Annotated in this window: 18 protein-coding genes; 9 read left to right on the top strand and 9 right to left on the bottom strand. The window is 42.2% G+C overall.

Translation table 11 applies throughout. The features are described 5' to 3' along the window. Positions 1-18: 18 nt before the first annotated feature. Positions 19-285, bottom strand: coding sequence for a transposase (locus P2W76_RS13590; protein WP_276348384.1), 267 nt, complete (start codon positions 283-285; stop codon positions 19-21). 179 nt (positions 286-464) lie between these two features. On the opposite strand from P2W76_RS13590, the gene P2W76_RS13595 reads away from it, so the two are divergent. Next, a complete protein-coding gene (locus P2W76_RS13595) occupies positions 465-884 on the top strand; it encodes a hypothetical protein (RefSeq protein ID WP_276348385.1) in 420 nt (139 codons plus the stop codon). 1 nt (position 885) lies between these two features. On the opposite strand, the gene P2W76_RS13600 is transcribed toward P2W76_RS13595, so the two are convergent. After that, positions 886-1,866, bottom strand: a complete 981-nt coding sequence (locus tag P2W76_RS13600; protein WP_276348386.1) for a YihY/virulence factor BrkB family protein — start codon at positions 1,864-1,866, stop codon at positions 886-888. 179 nt (positions 1,867-2,045) lie between these two features. Between P2W76_RS13600 and P2W76_RS13605 the strand changes: the two genes are divergently transcribed. Then, on the top strand, positions 2,046-3,032 hold the full coding sequence (locus P2W76_RS13605) for an aminotransferase class I/II-fold pyridoxal phosphate-dependent enzyme (protein ID WP_276348387.1): 987 nt from the start codon (positions 2,046-2,048) through the stop codon (positions 3,030-3,032). Positions 3,033-3,057: 25 nt separating this feature from the next. Here P2W76_RS13605 and P2W76_RS13610 read toward each other — a convergent pair whose 3' ends face one another. The 4 genes from P2W76_RS13610 to P2W76_RS13625 all read right to left on the bottom strand — a co-directional run bounded on the left by P2W76_RS13610 (position 3,058) and on the right by P2W76_RS13625 (position 7,018). Continuing rightward, positions 3,058-3,738, bottom strand: coding sequence for a M15 family metallopeptidase (locus tag P2W76_RS13610; protein ID WP_276348388.1), 681 nt, complete (start codon positions 3,736-3,738; stop codon positions 3,058-3,060). Beyond that, entirely contained in the window at positions 3,735-4,946 is a 1,212-nt protein-coding gene (locus P2W76_RS13615) for an alanine dehydrogenase (RefSeq protein ID WP_276349272.1), read from the bottom strand. The genes P2W76_RS13610 and P2W76_RS13615 overlap by 4 nt, the downstream gene beginning before the upstream one ends. A gap of 76 nt (positions 4,947-5,022) precedes the next feature. Beyond that, on the bottom strand, positions 5,023-5,439 hold the full coding sequence (tsaE, locus tag P2W76_RS13620) for a tRNA (adenosine(37)-N6)-threonylcarbamoyltransferase complex ATPase subunit type 1 TsaE (protein WP_276348389.1): 417 nt from the start codon (positions 5,437-5,439) through the stop codon (positions 5,023-5,025). A gap of 25 nt (positions 5,440-5,464) precedes the next feature. Next, positions 5,465-7,018 carry a bifunctional response regulator/alkaline phosphatase family protein gene (locus tag P2W76_RS13625; RefSeq protein ID WP_276348390.1) on the bottom strand — a complete coding sequence of 518 codons (1,554 nt, stop codon included), beginning with the start codon at positions 7,016-7,018 and terminating at the stop codon, positions 5,465-5,467. A 96-nt stretch (positions 7,019-7,114) separates the two neighbouring features. Between P2W76_RS13625 and P2W76_RS13630 the strand changes: the two genes are divergently transcribed. The 7 genes from P2W76_RS13630 (at position 7,115) to P2W76_RS13660 (ending at position 13,681) form a co-directional block, all read left to right on the top strand. Next, positions 7,115-8,353 (top strand): HD domain-containing protein, encoded by a 1,239-nt coding sequence (locus tag P2W76_RS13630; RefSeq protein WP_276348391.1) that lies wholly within the window; start codon positions 7,115-7,117, stop codon positions 8,351-8,353. Between the two features lie 69 nt (positions 8,354-8,422). Then, positions 8,423-9,460 (top strand): UDP-3-O-(3-hydroxymyristoyl)glucosamine N-acyltransferase, encoded by a 1,038-nt coding sequence (lpxD, locus tag P2W76_RS13635; protein ID WP_276348392.1) that lies wholly within the window; start codon positions 8,423-8,425, stop codon positions 9,458-9,460. 29 nt (positions 9,461-9,489) lie between these two features. Further along, a complete protein-coding gene (locus P2W76_RS13640) occupies positions 9,490-10,902 on the top strand; it encodes a bifunctional UDP-3-O-[3-hydroxymyristoyl] N-acetylglucosamine deacetylase/3-hydroxyacyl-ACP dehydratase (protein WP_276348393.1) in 1,413 nt (470 codons plus the stop codon). Then, entirely contained in the window at positions 10,899-11,687 is a 789-nt protein-coding gene (gene lpxA / locus P2W76_RS13645) for an acyl-ACP--UDP-N-acetylglucosamine O-acyltransferase (protein ID WP_276348394.1), read from the top strand. Before P2W76_RS13640 ends, lpxA begins: the two co-directional genes overlap by 4 nt. 54 nt (positions 11,688-11,741) lie before the next feature. Further along, positions 11,742-12,362, top strand: coding sequence for an ATP-binding cassette domain-containing protein (locus P2W76_RS13650; RefSeq protein ID WP_276348395.1), 621 nt, complete (start codon positions 11,742-11,744; stop codon positions 12,360-12,362). Between the two features lie 74 nt (positions 12,363-12,436). Further along, a complete protein-coding gene (efp, locus tag P2W76_RS13655; protein ID WP_276348396.1) occupies positions 12,437-12,997 on the top strand; it encodes an elongation factor P in 561 nt (186 codons plus the stop codon). A gap of 105 nt (positions 12,998-13,102) precedes the next feature. After that, positions 13,103-13,681 (top strand): 5-formyltetrahydrofolate cyclo-ligase, encoded by a 579-nt coding sequence (locus P2W76_RS13660; RefSeq protein ID WP_276348397.1) that lies wholly within the window; start codon positions 13,103-13,105, stop codon positions 13,679-13,681. Between the two features lie 57 nt (positions 13,682-13,738). Here the strand turns inward: P2W76_RS13660 and P2W76_RS13665 are convergent, their stop codons facing one another. From P2W76_RS13665 to P2W76_RS13675, 3 genes are read right to left on the bottom strand one after another with little or no spacing between them, the layout of a single operon-like run. Continuing rightward, positions 13,739-14,506, bottom strand: a complete 768-nt coding sequence (locus P2W76_RS13665; protein WP_276348398.1) for an exodeoxyribonuclease III — start codon at positions 14,504-14,506, stop codon at positions 13,739-13,741. A gap of 6 nt (positions 14,507-14,512) precedes the next feature. Further along, the gene (locus P2W76_RS13670) at positions 14,513-15,217 is read right to left on the bottom strand and encodes a peptidylprolyl isomerase (RefSeq protein ID WP_276348399.1); all 705 of its coding nucleotides are present in this window, start codon (positions 15,215-15,217) and stop codon (positions 14,513-14,515) included. A 4-nt stretch (positions 15,218-15,221) separates the two neighbouring features. Next, a complete protein-coding gene (locus P2W76_RS13675) occupies positions 15,222-15,566 on the bottom strand; it encodes a hypothetical protein (RefSeq protein WP_276348400.1) in 345 nt (114 codons plus the stop codon). Positions 15,567-15,637: the final 71 nt, after the last annotated feature.

Here is a 15,637-nt window from a genome sequence, read left to right on the forward strand (position 1 = left end):
CCCGCTTTTGGCAGGGCTTTACAACTTTTTTTCGATGATCGTTTTGGCAAGTTGATAATCCAGGCTTAGCTCAGCGTACATCTGTTTAAGCCTCCGGTTCTCGTTTTGAAGTGTTTTGAGATCTCGCAAGTGAGAGGCATCCATGCCGCTATACTTCTTACGCCAGTTATAGAGTGTGGCTTTGCTGATCCCGTATTCACGGCATACATCTGTGGCCGTGCGGCCTCCTTCATACTGTTTGACCGCAGTAGCGATCTGGGTTTCTGTGAATTGCTGCTTTTTCATTTTATGACATTTGAAATTAAACTTTTTGTCTAATTACTTCATGTCTTAATTTCAGGGAAGCTTACAATCCGCTCCGATGGCTTTAACTTATTCAGACGATCCTTTTTATTGTCAGATCGGGCACTTTTTCAAACAATTATAACCAGAGAGAGTTTAATAACAAGGACAGAACTACATCTATGAAGAAGCTCTTTTATATACTTTCGATCACGTCAGTTTGTTTTTTCAGTTGTTCAGCAACAAACAATCAGCCAGATTGTGAAAACATGATATGCACACAGGAATTCAGAATGGTTCAGGTAGTGTTTAAAGATTCGGTGGGTAAGCCGCTAAATGTGAAAGCATTCTCAGCCGTCAATAAACGCACCGGTGAGAATATGGCCCAGAACAGCGACCCTTCCAATGAACCTAGTCAGGGCGTGTATATAGTAGCAAGTGATGCAGACGTCAGAAAACTTTCGGAAAAAGGCGACGTAATACAGGTCAGCGCAAGTCATCCTGTTACGAATAAAAACGTCATATCAGAATTTGTAGTTACCGGCGGTATTTGTGCGTGTCACATAAATAAGATTTCGGGACCCTCAGAAATTGTACTCTAAATCATTTTTTGACCTTTTCCGTTCCTTCATATGTTTTATCATGATCCTGTGCTGGTAAAACTGCTACTTTTTTCTCTTCTTCAACCTGTAAAACGTGTACAGCATACTCTGCCGGTTTGATTTTGCCGCCATAGCAATCTGCGTAAACCTGGGTGAATTCTGCACCGAAGAATAGGATCGATGCTGTATAGTAAACCCAGATTAATATAACGATCAGTGAACCGGCAGCTCCATAAGCGCTCCCAGGTCCAACCTGCTCTATGTACAGTCCGATTAGAAACTTTCCTAGCATAAACAATGTTGCAGTAAAAAATGCACCCATTCGCACATCTTTCCATCCGATCTGAACATCCGGCAGGTACTTAAAGATTATTCCGAATAAAGCAGATATCACGATGAAAGTTAATATGAGATTGAAAATATTAACAAAAAGGATAGCAACATCCGGAAAATATATCTGAAGCTTGGCGCTAAGCGCAAGTACGAGGCCGTTTATTACGAGCGACACTATCAGTAAAAAGCCTAATCCGATTACCATTGAAAAAGACAGCACACGATTTGTGATCAGTTTTATCCAACCCTTTTTCGGCTTTGCCTTGACTCGCCATATATGGTTTATTGAATCCTGAATTTCTATAAACACACCTGTCGTTCCTATAAACAATGTGGCAAAGCCTATTATTATAGCCAGGGTGGACTCCTGACTTTCGGAAATATTTTTGATCGTTTCCTGTATCTGGTTGGCGGCATCCGCTCCTACGAACTTGTTCAACTCGGCAAATACCTTTCCTTGAGCTGCCTCCTGGCCATATATTATCCCGGCCAATGAAACGATTATGAGCAGTAACGGAGCAATTGCAAAGGTGGTGTAATATGCCAGCGAAGCACTCATTTTTAAAGCGTTATCATCCAGAAAGGCGTTAAATGACCGATATAAAAGCTGTCCCGAATTTCTAATACTGAATCGATCTTTCTGTTTCATAAGTATTTTATTCCTAGAATATGATTGCTTATTAAACTGTTTTAATAAATTTAAAAATTCTCATTTCTGACACATCAGAATAACAAGCAATTGACTGACATAAGCGAATGAAACAATTCTAATTATGGCACACATTAATATGGATCAAATCATGAATAAATAATCCGGTGAAGTGCAATTTGTCTTTTAGTGGTACAGCATACCTCGAAATTCCAGCAAATGAAAAGTTCAGAAAATTGGTATTTGACGGAATTAATCTTTACGGAACAAATTTCGGGGCTTCCCGCAACAACAGTGACACGCCCGATATTTTTGAAAAAGCCGAGGCGGAAGCAGCAAAAAGATCGGGTGCTGAAGATGCAATTGTTGTTTCCAGCGGTTACCTAGCTGCACAGCTTGTAGTTCAATACTACCTGGACGGTCACAAACTTATCTATGCGCCTGATACTCATCCTGCACTATGGATAGGTAAACCTAATCCCCCTAAGGAAAAATTTAATGAATGGATCGTTAAGACGGTCAGGGAAGTTAACAACACGGACGAACCTGTCTTTTTGATAACAAACTCGCTCAATAATCTTGTACCCGAGATTTATAAGTTTGACTGGCTGAATCAACTGAGGACCGAAAAAAAAGTAACAGTTCTAATCGATGATTCTCATGGACTAGGAATTACCGGTGATAACGGCGAGGGGATTTATTCCAGATTACCGGAGCTACCGCACGTAGAGGTGATTGTTATTGCCTCCATGGCTAAGGGACTCGGAATCGACGCCGGACTCGTTCTAAGCAAAAGAAAAATAGCAGATAAATTAAGAAGCTCTCCCGTTTATGCCGGAGCCTCCCCGCCCTCACCTGCCAACCTGTATGCGTATTTAAACGCAGATGAGATCTATGCTGAAGAATTGGAAAAGCTGAAGTTCAATATAAAGTTTTTCAATAGTCTTATCGACGGCCGGCCTGGTGTAACTTACGTTGATGACTTCCCCGTTTATTTAATTCATGAATCCCTGCCTAGTGGTCATTTGTTAGCAAATGGGATAAAAATATCTTCTTTTGCTTATCCCGACCCAAAAGGGAAAGCGCTGAACAGAGTGGTTTTAAATAGCGGTCATACTGAAGAAGACATGAAAAAGCTGGCAATGACACTTTTTGAGAACGAATAACGGCATCAAAATAAGCATAGCTACGTTACAGTTTATCGAACGCCAGATCCATCAGTTCAAAATTTTTCCATCCCTTAAAATCGAAGTGCCACCATTCGTTATCCAGGACCTTAAAACCATTGCTTTCCATTACACTGATCAATAAATTCCGGTTCCTGATCACGTTAGCCGGAAGATTGTTATAGCTCGGACTAGCCGCCGCTGCAAAACTGTCGTAAGGAGTTGGCATAGGCAGTTCTCTGCCGGTTTTTAAATCAATAAGCGTAAGGTCGACCGCACATCCGCGATTATGCCTTGAGCCATCTTTGGGATTAGCAACAAAGTTTTTATCTGAGGCAATAGCAAAGAATTTAACTGTGACACTGTACGGGCGGTATCCATCAAATATTTTAAGCCCCAGACCTTTCCTTTTAAGTTCTGCCTGTACGGCTTTCAATGATTGGGCTACCGGTAACCTTGCAAATGCCCTGGCTTGCCTGTACACCGCTTGCCGCGCAAAATTGTCCTTAGTGGCGTACTTGATATCCAGTTTAATTCCGGGGATGATTTTTTTCAACTCTACTAATTGTTTGTCCGGATTATCTGACACCGACTTTTCATAATCTGCCTGGCTATTAATGATGGCCAGGCCAGAAGAATTTGACTTTTGGGCAACGCTACGTGTGCCTGCCAAAAGAAGCAGGCTAAACAGAATCCGGCTAATCATCGATTGGAAACAATAAGCAGATCAAGGTCTTTAACGGGAATATTAAAGCGCTCTGCAAGATCTTTGTTGGTCAGTTTTCCCTGATACAGGTAAGTAGCATTCCTGATGCCGGGCCGTTCCCAGATGAGATTCATTACACCGCCCATTTCACCGATATCCAGCAAAATCGGTGTGAAAATATTTGTTAATGCATACGTGGCTGTTCTCGACACCCTGGAAGCGATATTAGGTACGCAATAATGGATCACATCGTATTTTCTGAAAGTAGGAACCTTGTGGTTGGTAACCTGCGAGGTTTCAAAACAACCACCCTGGTCGATACTCACATCTATGATAACTGAATTAGGCTTCATTTTGCTAACAGTCTCTTCTGACACTATGCAGGGACTACGGCCATGGCTCGCACGAATCGCACCGATGGCAACATCGCAGTTGCGGATCGCCTTCTGAAGAACGACCGGTTGAATTACTGAGGTGAATACTCTCGCACCAATGTTATTTTGAAGTCTCCGCAGCCTGTAAATTGAGCTGTCGAAAACTTTAACTTCGGCGCCCAGGGCAATCGCTGTACGTGCGGCATACTCACCAACAGTACCTGCTCCCAGGATAACAATTTCTGTAGGCGGTACACCTGTAATTCCACCAAGCATGAGGCCCTTGCCTTCTAAAACATTACTTAAATACTCAGCAGCTATCAGTACGGATGTTGCCCCTACAATTTCACTCATTGCTCTTACAACACTCAGAACGTTGCCCTCATCACGGAGATATTCAAAAGAAAAAGCGGTTATTTTTTTCTTCATCAGTGCCTGAAGAAATTCTGCTTTAATAGTAGCCATCTGTAAAGCGGAAAATAACACCTGCCCTATTTTCATCATCTCAACCTCGTCGTCTGTAGGCGGTGCGATTTTAATGATGATATCGGCTTTATAAACCTCTTTCTTATCATAAACTATCCGGGCTCCCTGCTCACTGTAATGATTATCATTGAAATTTGCGGCCAGTCCGGCACCAGCTTCTATGACTACTTCGTGACCATTCTGGATCAGCAACCCGACAGATAATGGGGTTAGTGCAATGCGGTTCTCCTGAAAAGATGTTTCTTTGGGAATACCTATGAACAGATTGTTTTTCTTGTTCTTAACTTCCAACATTGCTTCCTGCGGCTGCAGCATAGCCTGTTTTGCAATGTCAGATAATTCACTCATCATGTTATCTCAATAAGGGATTGGAAGGTACGAAATTTTTAAAAAATGAGGAAGAGTTAAATGCAGATATTTCAATTCATACTTTCTTCAAACTGATGGTTCTTAGCAGGTCTTCGCCCTGATTTATAACAACTTCAATATAAGTGGGAGGCCACAGACTTTTTATTTTTTCAGGCCACTCGATAAAGCAAAAATTACCGGAGTAGAGATATTCCTCGAACCCGATGTCGTAAGCCTCAGCTTCATTTTTGATGCGGAAGAAATCGAAATGAAATGCCTTTCCATATTTGTAATTGTATTCATTAATAATAGAATACGTCGGACTCGAAACGGTATCGGCTATCCCTATCTCGTGGCAGATAGCCTTTATAAAAGTGGTTTTCCCCGCCCCCATTTCTCCGTTAAAAAGAAAGATCTTTTCATCGTTTGCAAAAGCTAACACCTCCCGGGCAGCTGCCGGGAGGTCATCTACGTCTCGGACGTCAATTTTCATAATTCAAAAATAGAAAATGATCCGGTTATTTAGGGCTGTAGGTCACATAAGGCACAATCATTTCTTCCAGAGAAATTCCTCCGTGCTGAAATGTTTCATTGAAATAATTTACAAATTGGTTGTAGTTGTTGGGGTAGACGAAATAACTGTCCTCCTTGGCAAAGACAAAACCAGAGCTCATATGCAGCTTGGGCAGCATCGCCTCATGGGGGTTTTTTACATGGAACACCTCTTTTGCATTGAAATTCAGGTTCTTGCCTTGCTTATATCTGAGGTTTGAATTTGTGTTACGATCGCCAATGATCTTGCTGGGGTGCTTAACCCGGATCGTGCCATGGTCCGTAGTAATGATCAGTTTGATATCCTTTTGAGCCAGTTTCTTAAGAGCATCCAGTAAAGGTGAGTGTATAAACCAGGAAAGGGTCAGAGAGCGGTAAGCAGCTTCATCATTTGCAAGTTCCCGGATCATGGCCATATCGGTACGGGCGTGAGAAAGCATATCTACGAAGTTATAGACAATGACATTAAGGTCATTACCCATAAGATTATAGATATTTTCTGTAATTGTTTTCCCCTGTTCAAAAGTGAGCACCTTATTATACGAATACTTGCATTCTTTACGCATAATTCTTTGAATCTGGTCGGCGAGGAACTTCTCCTCGAAAAGATTCTTGCCGCCTTCATCTTCATCATTCTGCCACATCTCAGGGAATCGTCTTTCCATTTCAAGGGGCATGAGGCCGGAAAATATGGCATTTCTGGCGTATTGGGTAGCCGTAGGCAGGATACTGTAATAGCTGTCTTCCTCGTCCACCCGGTAATAATCCATCAGGATAGAGTTTATCATTTTCCACTGGTCATATCGGAGATTGTCGATAAGGATAAAAAAAGTTGGCTTTTTAGCCTCCAGGGAAGGTAATACTCTTTTTGAAAAAAGCTGGTTGGAAGTTACCGGTCCATCCTGCGGGCTTTTGAGCCAGCTTAGATAATTCTTTTCAACAAACTTAGAGAACTGGACGTTGGCTTCAGCCTTCTGAACGGTTAATATTTCGTGCATCCCTTCGTCTTCCAGGTTTTCAAGCGAAAGCTCCCAATACACGAGTTTTTTATACACGTCAACCCATTCCGAATGGCTAAGATTATCATTAAGTGTCATACCTAAAGTCCTGAAATCCTGCTGATAAGCCATAGAGGTTTTCTCGCTGATCAGGCGCTTGTTATCGATAAGCTTTTTTATAGTGAGCAGGATTTGCTTGGGGTTAACGGGTTTTATCAGATAATCATCAATTTTAAAACCAATCGCGTCTTCCATCATATACTCTTCCTCGTTTTTTGTAATAAGGACAATCGGAATATCAGGATCTATGGTTTTTATTTGTGCGAGGGTTTCCAGCCCGGTAAGGCCGGGCATATTCTCATCGAGGAAAACGAGGTCAAAATTCTCTTTCTTGAAACAATCTAAAGCATCGTTGCCATTGTTAACTGTTTTTATTTTGTATCCTTTTTCGTTCAGAAATAGTATATGTGGCTTAAGCAAATCGATTTCATCGTCTGCCCATAGAATAGTAGTTTCTTGCATTTGAATGTAAATTTAGTATCATATCGTGCGTTGAACTTTTTTATCAGCGCAATTGTCATTAAAAATAGCAATTTTTGTGCCCTAGGGTTTGAAAGCTTGAATAAGAAGAAAATAATTAATGATCCGGTTTACGGATTTATCACTATTCCATCCGAGTTGGTGTTTGATCTAATTCAGCACCCCTACGTTCAGCGGCTACGATACATTAAGCAGCTGGGAATGACTCACCTCGTATACCCTGGAGCCCTTCACACACGTTTCCATCATGCTATTGGCGCCATGCATTTAATGGGTCTGGCGGTAGAAACAATCAGAAGTAAGGGTCAGGCAATTTCTTGCGAAGAAGAAGAAGCCGCTAATATAGCCATTCTTTTGCACGATATTGGCCATGGCCCCTTTTCACACGCTCTTGAGCACACTATTGTTGAAGGCATACCCCATGAGCATATTTCAAGGTTACTGATGGACAATCTAAACCATGAGTTTGAGGGTAAGCTGGAACTCGCGCTCGACATCTTCAATGATCGCTATCACAAAAAATTCCTGCACCAGCTTGTTTCGGGGCAGCTTGATATCGACCGGATGGACTATCTTAACCGCGATAGTTTTTTTACAGGAGTTTCTGAAGGAGTGATAAGCTTCGACAGGATTATTAAGATGCTGAATGTTGTGGATGACCAGCTTGTAGTGGAAGAAAAGGGGATTTACTCGATCGAGAAGTTCTTAATAGCACGCAGGCTGATGTATTGGCAGGTTTACTTGCACAAAACAGTGATCGCTGCCGAGCAATTGCTGGTCAAGATCCTTGAACGAGCGAAAGAACTTTCAGCACAAGGCCAAAGACTTTTTGCAAGTCCTTGCTTCGCGTATTTTTTAAACAACTCTATTAGTAGGGACGATTTCCAAAATGACCCGCGCAACCTGGAACGGTTCACCAGGCTCGATGATAACGATATATTTACATCCATAAAAGTATGGTGCGACGACAAGGACCTCATTTTATCAACACTGTGTAAGCACCTGATTAAGCGTAACCTCTACCAGGTTGAGATCAGTAATGAACCCCCATCGCTGGAAAAAATCCAGGACCTTGCAGAAAACACTACTCATTTATACGAAATCGATGATGATGACACTTCGTATTTCGTATTTACAGATACTATTAAGAACAACGCGTATAACGTGGGCAATGGTAGTATTAAAATATTGATGAAAGACGGCACTATCCAGGACATTACCACGGCATCAGACAACTCAAACCTGGAAGCGCTCGTGCGGACGGTTCAAAAGTATATTCTTTGCTATTTAAAAGAGGTGAAACTATTTAATGATTAACACATCTTATTCTGAACCTACGGGCAATACAAAATTTGTTCGTTAACTTATAAGCTCTAAATTTGCCAAATGCAATTAACTGCACATCAGATTGGAATATTACTGGAAGGTACTGTAGACGGTAATCCTGACGTGGCAGTAAATCAATTGTCAAAGATCGAGGATGCACAAAAAGGCTCTCTCTCTTTCTTGTCTAATACCAAATACGAACAGTATCTATATACCTCGGGAGCTTCAATAATAATAGTCAATGAAGATTTTACGCCCTCGCAGGCTGTTGCCGCAACATTGATCAGGGTAAAGAACTCGTATAGTGCGTTTTCAATTCTTTTGGAAAAGTACGATGAGATGATTAAGTCTAACAAAAGCGGTATCGAACAGTTCAGCTTTATACACCCTACCGCCAAAATTGGCAAAGATGTCTACATAGGATCTTTTGCTTATATCGGTCCGGATGTTAAAATTGGTGACGGAAGCAAGATCTACCCGAATACCTACGTTGCAGATAACGTAACAATAGGAAAAGGTGTCACCCTGTATGCCGGGGTTAAGGTTTATTTTAATTGTCAGATAGGTGACAAAAGTATTATTCATTCCGGAGCAATAATAGGCGCAGACGGCTTTGGTTTTTCCCCGGATGGTGAAGGTTCTTACCGTAAGATCAGCCAGATTGGAAATGTTATCCTTGAAGAAAATGTGGAGGTGGGATCAAACACAGCAATCGACCGCGCAACCATGGGCTCAACGATTATCCGGAAAGGTGTAAAACTTGATAACCTCATCCAGGTAGCACACAACGTCGAGATCGGGGCTAATACAGTCATCGCAGCCCAAACCGGTATATCGGGAAGCACAAAAATCGGTGACAATTGCGTAATCGGTGGCCAGGCAGGAGTTGTTGGCCACATTACTATAGCAAACGGATCGAATATAGGCGCGAAATCGGGTATAAACAATTCGATTAAAATCGAAAATAAGAGCTGGAACGGCGTGCCGCTGGCACCTTACCGCGACTCCCTAAAAATTCAGGTTGTTATGAAGAGACTGCCCGAACTCGAAGCGAAAGTTCTGGAACTTGAGAAGATCATTAAAAACCTAATAAAATAACCGTTGGGGAAACGGTTAACATTGATGCTATGAATGTAAAACAAAGAACTATTAAATCTGAGATCTCTGTGACAGGGGTTGGATTACATACTGGCCAGGTGGCTACAATGACATTCAAACCTGCACCAGAAAACCATGGTTATAAATTTATAAGAACAGACCTTCCGGGTGCACCTGTTATCGATGCGGATGTGGATAACGTAACAGATACTTCACGGGGCACTACCATTTCCCAGAACGGGGCAAGCGTTAACACCGTTGAGCACGTTCTTGCCAGCCTTGTAGGTGCTGAAGTAGACAACGTGGTGATCGAACTCGACGGACCAGAAACGCCTATAATGGATGGCAGCTCCATCATGTTTATGGAAGCACTTGAAAAGGCGGGCATTGTTGACCAGGAAGCTTACCGTGAATACTATACTATCCCGCATAATATTCATTATTCTGAACCAGATCGTAAGGTTGAAATGGTTGCGATGCCTCTCGATGATTACAGGTTTACGTGTATGATTGATTATAATTCGCCGGTACTTGGAAGCCAGCACGCAGCGATAACCACAATTTCAGAATTCAAAAAAGAAATAGCCTCCTGCCGCACATTTTGCTTCCTGCACGAGCTTGAAATGCTATTGAAACATAACCTGATAAAAGGTGGTGACCTGAATAATGCGATCGTCGTGGTCGATAAACAGGTGAGTAAGGAAGAACTGAAAAACCTTGCAAGACTCTTTAACCGCGATGATATAGACGTAGCCAAGGAGGGTATTCTGAATAACATTGAGCTTCGCCACCAGAATGAGCCGGCACGTCATAAATTACTGGATATGATCGGCGACCTGGCATTGGTCGGTGTTCCTCTGAAGGGACATATCATGGCCGCCAGACCGGGGCATGCGGCTAATGTCGCATTCGCAAAGAAGATAAAAGCTCAGATCAAAAAGGAAAAGAATAAAAAGCACATTCAGATATATAATCCCAATGCAACTCCATTATATGATGTAGTTCAGATTATGAACATGCTTCCGCATCGTCAGCCTTTTTTATTCATCGATAAAATACTTGAACTCTCCAAAACCTATGTTGTAGGCGTGAAAAACGTAACAATGAACGAAGAGTTTTTTAAGGGACATTTTCCGGGCGCGCCAGTAATGCCCGGTGTTATTCAGATAGAAGCAATGGCACAGACAGGCGGTATTTTGCTGTTAAGCACAGTACCTGACCCGCAAAATTATCTGACTTATTTCTTAAAGATCGATAAAGTGAGATTCCGGGCACAGGTATTGCCAGGCGATACGATTATCTTTAGATGCGATCTGATGGAACCAATAAGACGAGGTATCTGCCAGATGAAAGGCGTCGGCATGGTTGGAGAGAAGATTGTTGTAGAGGCAGAAATGATGGCACAGATTAGCAGAGTTAAAGACAGCGAACCAAGCGTATGATCCAACCCTTAGCATATATACACCCGCAGGCAAAAATTGCTGATAATGTAGTGATTGAGCCTTTTGTTACTATTTATAAAGATGTTGTAGTTGGAGAAGGAACCTGGATAGGGTCTAACGTAACCATTATGGATGGTGCCAGGATCGGTAAAAATTGCCGGATTTTTCCTGGTGCTGTAATTTCTGCGCCACCACAGGACTTAAAATATAAAGGAGAAGCTTCAACGGTTACTGTGGGCGACAACACGATTATTCGAGAGTGTGTTACCCTTAATCGCGGAACTGCTTTAGATAAAAACACCACTACCATAGGATCAAATTGCTTGCTTATGGCCTATGTTCACGTAGCCCACGATTGCGTGATCGGAAACAATGTGATCATTGCCAACTCAGTTCAATTGGCCGGACATATAGAGGTACAGGACTACGCTTTTATCGGAGGTGCTTCAGCGGTTCATCAATTTGTATCCATCGGAGCACACTCTATTATTTCCGGGGGCTCACTCGTTCGTAAGGATGTGCCACCATATACCAAGGCAGGCCGTGAGCCCCTTTCGTATGTGGGTATTAATTCTGTTGGATTGAGAAGACGCGGCTTCTCATCAGAGCAAATTAACGAGATACAGGACATCTATCGCACCATATTCCTTAAAAAATTCAATATAACCCGTGCACTGGATATTATTGAAACAGAACGTGAGCCAACAGAAATACGTGACGAGATACTGGATTTTATCCGTAACTCCAACCGTGGCGTTATGAAAGGCTTTGGGAGCGGTGTTTAAATTGCATGCGTGTAGGTGGCAGTTCCTGGTTCGTAATTTTTAATTGCCGTGGCGATGAAGATCATTCTTGAAAAAATCGGAAGGCGCTTTAATCGCGATTGGATCTTCAGAAATATTAATTACACTTTCGAAAGCGGCAAATCCTATGCTATCCTGGGAGCTAACGGAAGCGGAAAATCAACTCTTCTGCAGGTTGTTTCAGCGAGTCTTACAAGTTCCGAAGGCGAGCTTTTTTATCAAAAAGATGGAAGGCCGGTTGATATAGAAAATGTTTTTGATTATTTGAGTATAGCCGCTCCCTATATGGATCTTATCGAAGAGTTCTCTTTGGTTGAGCATATCGATTTTCATTTCCAATTTAAAACCTACAGAGAGGGATATTCAAGGGAATCTGTGATAGAGCTTCTCGGACTGCGTCACTCTCAGCACAAGGCGCTTAAAAATTTCTCGTCCGGCATGAGGCAAAGAGTAAAACTTGCTTTAGCCTTCTGTGCAGATACGGAAGTTCTCTTACTCGACGAACCCACTTCCAATCTCGACGCGCAAGGGGTCGAGTGGTACCTCTCTTTAATTAAACAATTTTCCGCCGGTCGCCTGGTTATCGTTTGTTCCAACCAGGAACACGAATATGCCTTTTGTGATCACAGGATAGGTGTCGAAGATTATAAGCTCTGATTCAAATCAGCGTCTCTATTTGATATCTGAATTTTTCACTGTATCTTTGCGGCTCGAAACCATCAAAATGATTTATGGCAAAAGCGTCAGAAATAAAAACAGGTAATATTCTACGTTATAATGGCGAATTGGTAACTGTTGATGAGATTATTCATCGTACGCCTGGCAAGGGTGGCGCTTTCTATATTGGTAAGTTCCGGAATATAAAAAGCGGAAAGACGGTTGAAGCCCGCCTGGGAACTGACGAGCAGGTTGAAATTTGCCGTGTCGAGACGAGTGATTACCAATACCTTTACGAAGAAGGCGATTATTTCGTTGTGATGGATAACACGTCATTTGAGCAGTTTAGCATTGATAAAAAACTGTTTGGTTCTGCAGCTAAGTTCCTTAAAGAAGGAATGAACGTTATCGTTTCTTTTGAGAGCGAAGAGCCAATTATGGCACAGGCGCCTACAACCGTAGAACTTGAGATTGTCTATACCGAGCCTGCAGTAAAGGGAGATACTTCTACCAATGCATTAAAAAATGCTACCGTTGAAACAGGTATCGAGATCCGTGTGCCTTTATTTGTTAATCAGGGCGATAAAGTAAGAGTTGATACCCGTACCGGGGATTATATAGAAAGAGTAAAATAGTTAATAAGTTTAGTTTTAGGTTTAGGTTGATTATGCGGTCTTTCCAGAGGTGGAGAGGCCGTTTTTTATTGGTATCATTTGGACTGAGTTTTATACATTAGTGTCGTGGATAAAGCTACCCTCCGCCAGCAATTTTTACAACGCCGTTTGAATATCCCGCGCTCACGGTACTGGATTCTTACAGATCAAATTGTAGATCAGGTCAAGTTAATAAACTGGGTGGATTTTAAGATGGTTCACATTTTTCTGCCTATCAGTATGCAGAATGAAATCGATACTTTTTCCATACTACTCTATTTTAAGCATTCTCATCCAAACCTGCAGATCGTTGTCCCAAGAACTAATTTCAAATCGCTCGAGATGTTAAATATGCTCTATGATCATGAGCACACCATTTTAGGGCGAAATCGATATGGTATTCCCGAACCTATTCATGGCCGTGTTGTACCGCCTGCAGAGATCGATCTGGTATTTATTCCTTTGCTGGCATTCGACAGAAACGGCAACCGGGCTGGATACGGAAAAGGTTTTTATGACAGGTTCTTGTCAAATTGCAGACCCGATGTTAAAAAGATCGGTTTGTCATTTTTTGATCCGGTGGATGAAATCAGCGATATCAATGAATTTGACGTCCCTCTTGACATGTGCCTTACTCCCGGAAAGACCTGGAAATTTGGTAATTAGTATTCGAGTAAACGGCGAATGACACCTCAAAGAGCAGTACTGCTTCTGCCGGCCTACCTACAACGTTAATTCAAGTAATACAGGGCAATGATCGGAATGCCGTGCTTCCGGTAAGATGGCCGAGCGCCGTATATTTTGTCTTAGTCCTTCACTGACCATATTATAGTCTATGCGCCAGCCAAGATTCTTCATTCTTGCATTAGCACGATAACTCCACCAGGTATAATTGTGGGGCTCCGCATTTAAGTGCCTGAAGCTATCAACAAAGCCGGTATTGATAAAATTCTCCATCCATTCGCGTTCGGCCGGTAGAAAGCCTGAAGAGTTAGCATTCGATTTTGGGTTGTGAATATCAATCGCCCGGTGGCAAATATTGTAGTCTCCTGAAATTACAAGTTTGGGATGATCGAGCCTCATTTTATCAGCATAATCCTGAAAATCCTCAAGAAAGCGATACTTAAACGTCTGTCGCTCTTCACCGCTTGAGCCTGACGGGAAATAAGTGCTCATCACTGAAAAGCTATCAAAATCGGCTCTTATAACTCTTCCTTCGCGATCATATTCTTGTATTCCGCAGCCATATTCTATGTGCCTGGGCGAATGTTTCGTGAAAATTGCTGTACCGCTGTAGCCTTTCTTTTCCGCCGGGTTCCAATAGTGTTCATATCCCATTTGCTCCAGAAGAAGCAGATCTACGAGCTGGTCGGGAGTTGCTTTGATTTCCTGCAGACAAATAATATCAGGATTTGCTGCCTGCAGCCAGGCCAGCCAGTTTTTACTTAATGCTGAACGTATACCGTTAACATTGTAGGAAATTATCTTCATGAGTTTTTAAAGAGGACTATTTTTTAACACAAGCCTTCTTTTTTCGATTTTTCTTGCTTCGCGATTTTTAAGAACACTAACTTCCATGCTTATATCGTCCATTGGTCTGTCCATGGCATTTGTGCTGACAGAGGCTATTGTATCGACCATCTCCACTCCATGAACTATCTCGCCATAAACCGTGTAGTTTCCATCCAGATGGGGAGTGCCGCCGAGTGTTTTGTAAACTTGCCGATGGGCTTCCGGAATAACCCTCCCGTTCATGCGGTTCATCCTTGTTTGGTCGAGTTCAGCATCTGTAAATTTTCTGCCCTGCACCAGGTAAAATTGACTTGCGCTCGACGATTTCTCCGGATTGTTATCCCTGGCAGCGGCTAGAACTCCCTTTTTATGAAAGAGACTGTCACGGAATTCGGCATCTACCCTGTATCCCAGGTCGCCTGATCCCAGGGCTTGTTCTGGTTTTGCCGCTTTTGAATCCGGGTCGCCACCCTGGATCATAAAGTTTTTGATCACCCTGTGAAAAAGTGTTCCGTTATAGAAGCCTTCATTGGCAAGCTTTAAAAAATTATCGCGGTGCTTCGGAGTTTGATTATACAGCATGATGATACACTCACCTTTTGAAGTCTTTATGCGAACATAACTGTGTTTCGGTTTGGCAACTGTTTCAAGAGCGCAAAACAACAACACAAAGGATATATATTTCTTCATGTCCTTAGTCTAATAAGGTTTCAAAATAGGTAATAATCAACGATCTCATAATCATTTCCTGTTCTAATAAGGTGTAAGGTGGGATAGGCTTGACAAGAGTCCAGTGCGGCCAGCCATCCTGATCGACACCCTCTAACTCGTAGAAACCCAGTTCACTAAACAAACGGCAGTTGGCGATATGCATTAATTCTTCCTTTTGTCTTTTGCTGAACTTTTGCGGCCCTTTTCCCAATTCCTGAACCCCGATCAGGAAAAGCATAACTTTCATGTCCGGAATATCAGTGTCAAAATCCCTTGCGATTCGCTCCTGCAGCACAGTCCATTTATCATTAATCTCCGATGGTTTCATCTGTTTATATTTTTGTCTTAGTTGTCAGATGGAGCCTTTGATAATTAAAATAATCATTGCCATGGGGGTTT

Source organism: Daejeonella sp. JGW-45, from assembly GCF_029360805.1.
GTDB lineage: Bacteria > Bacteroidota > Bacteroidia > Sphingobacteriales > Sphingobacteriaceae > Daejeonella.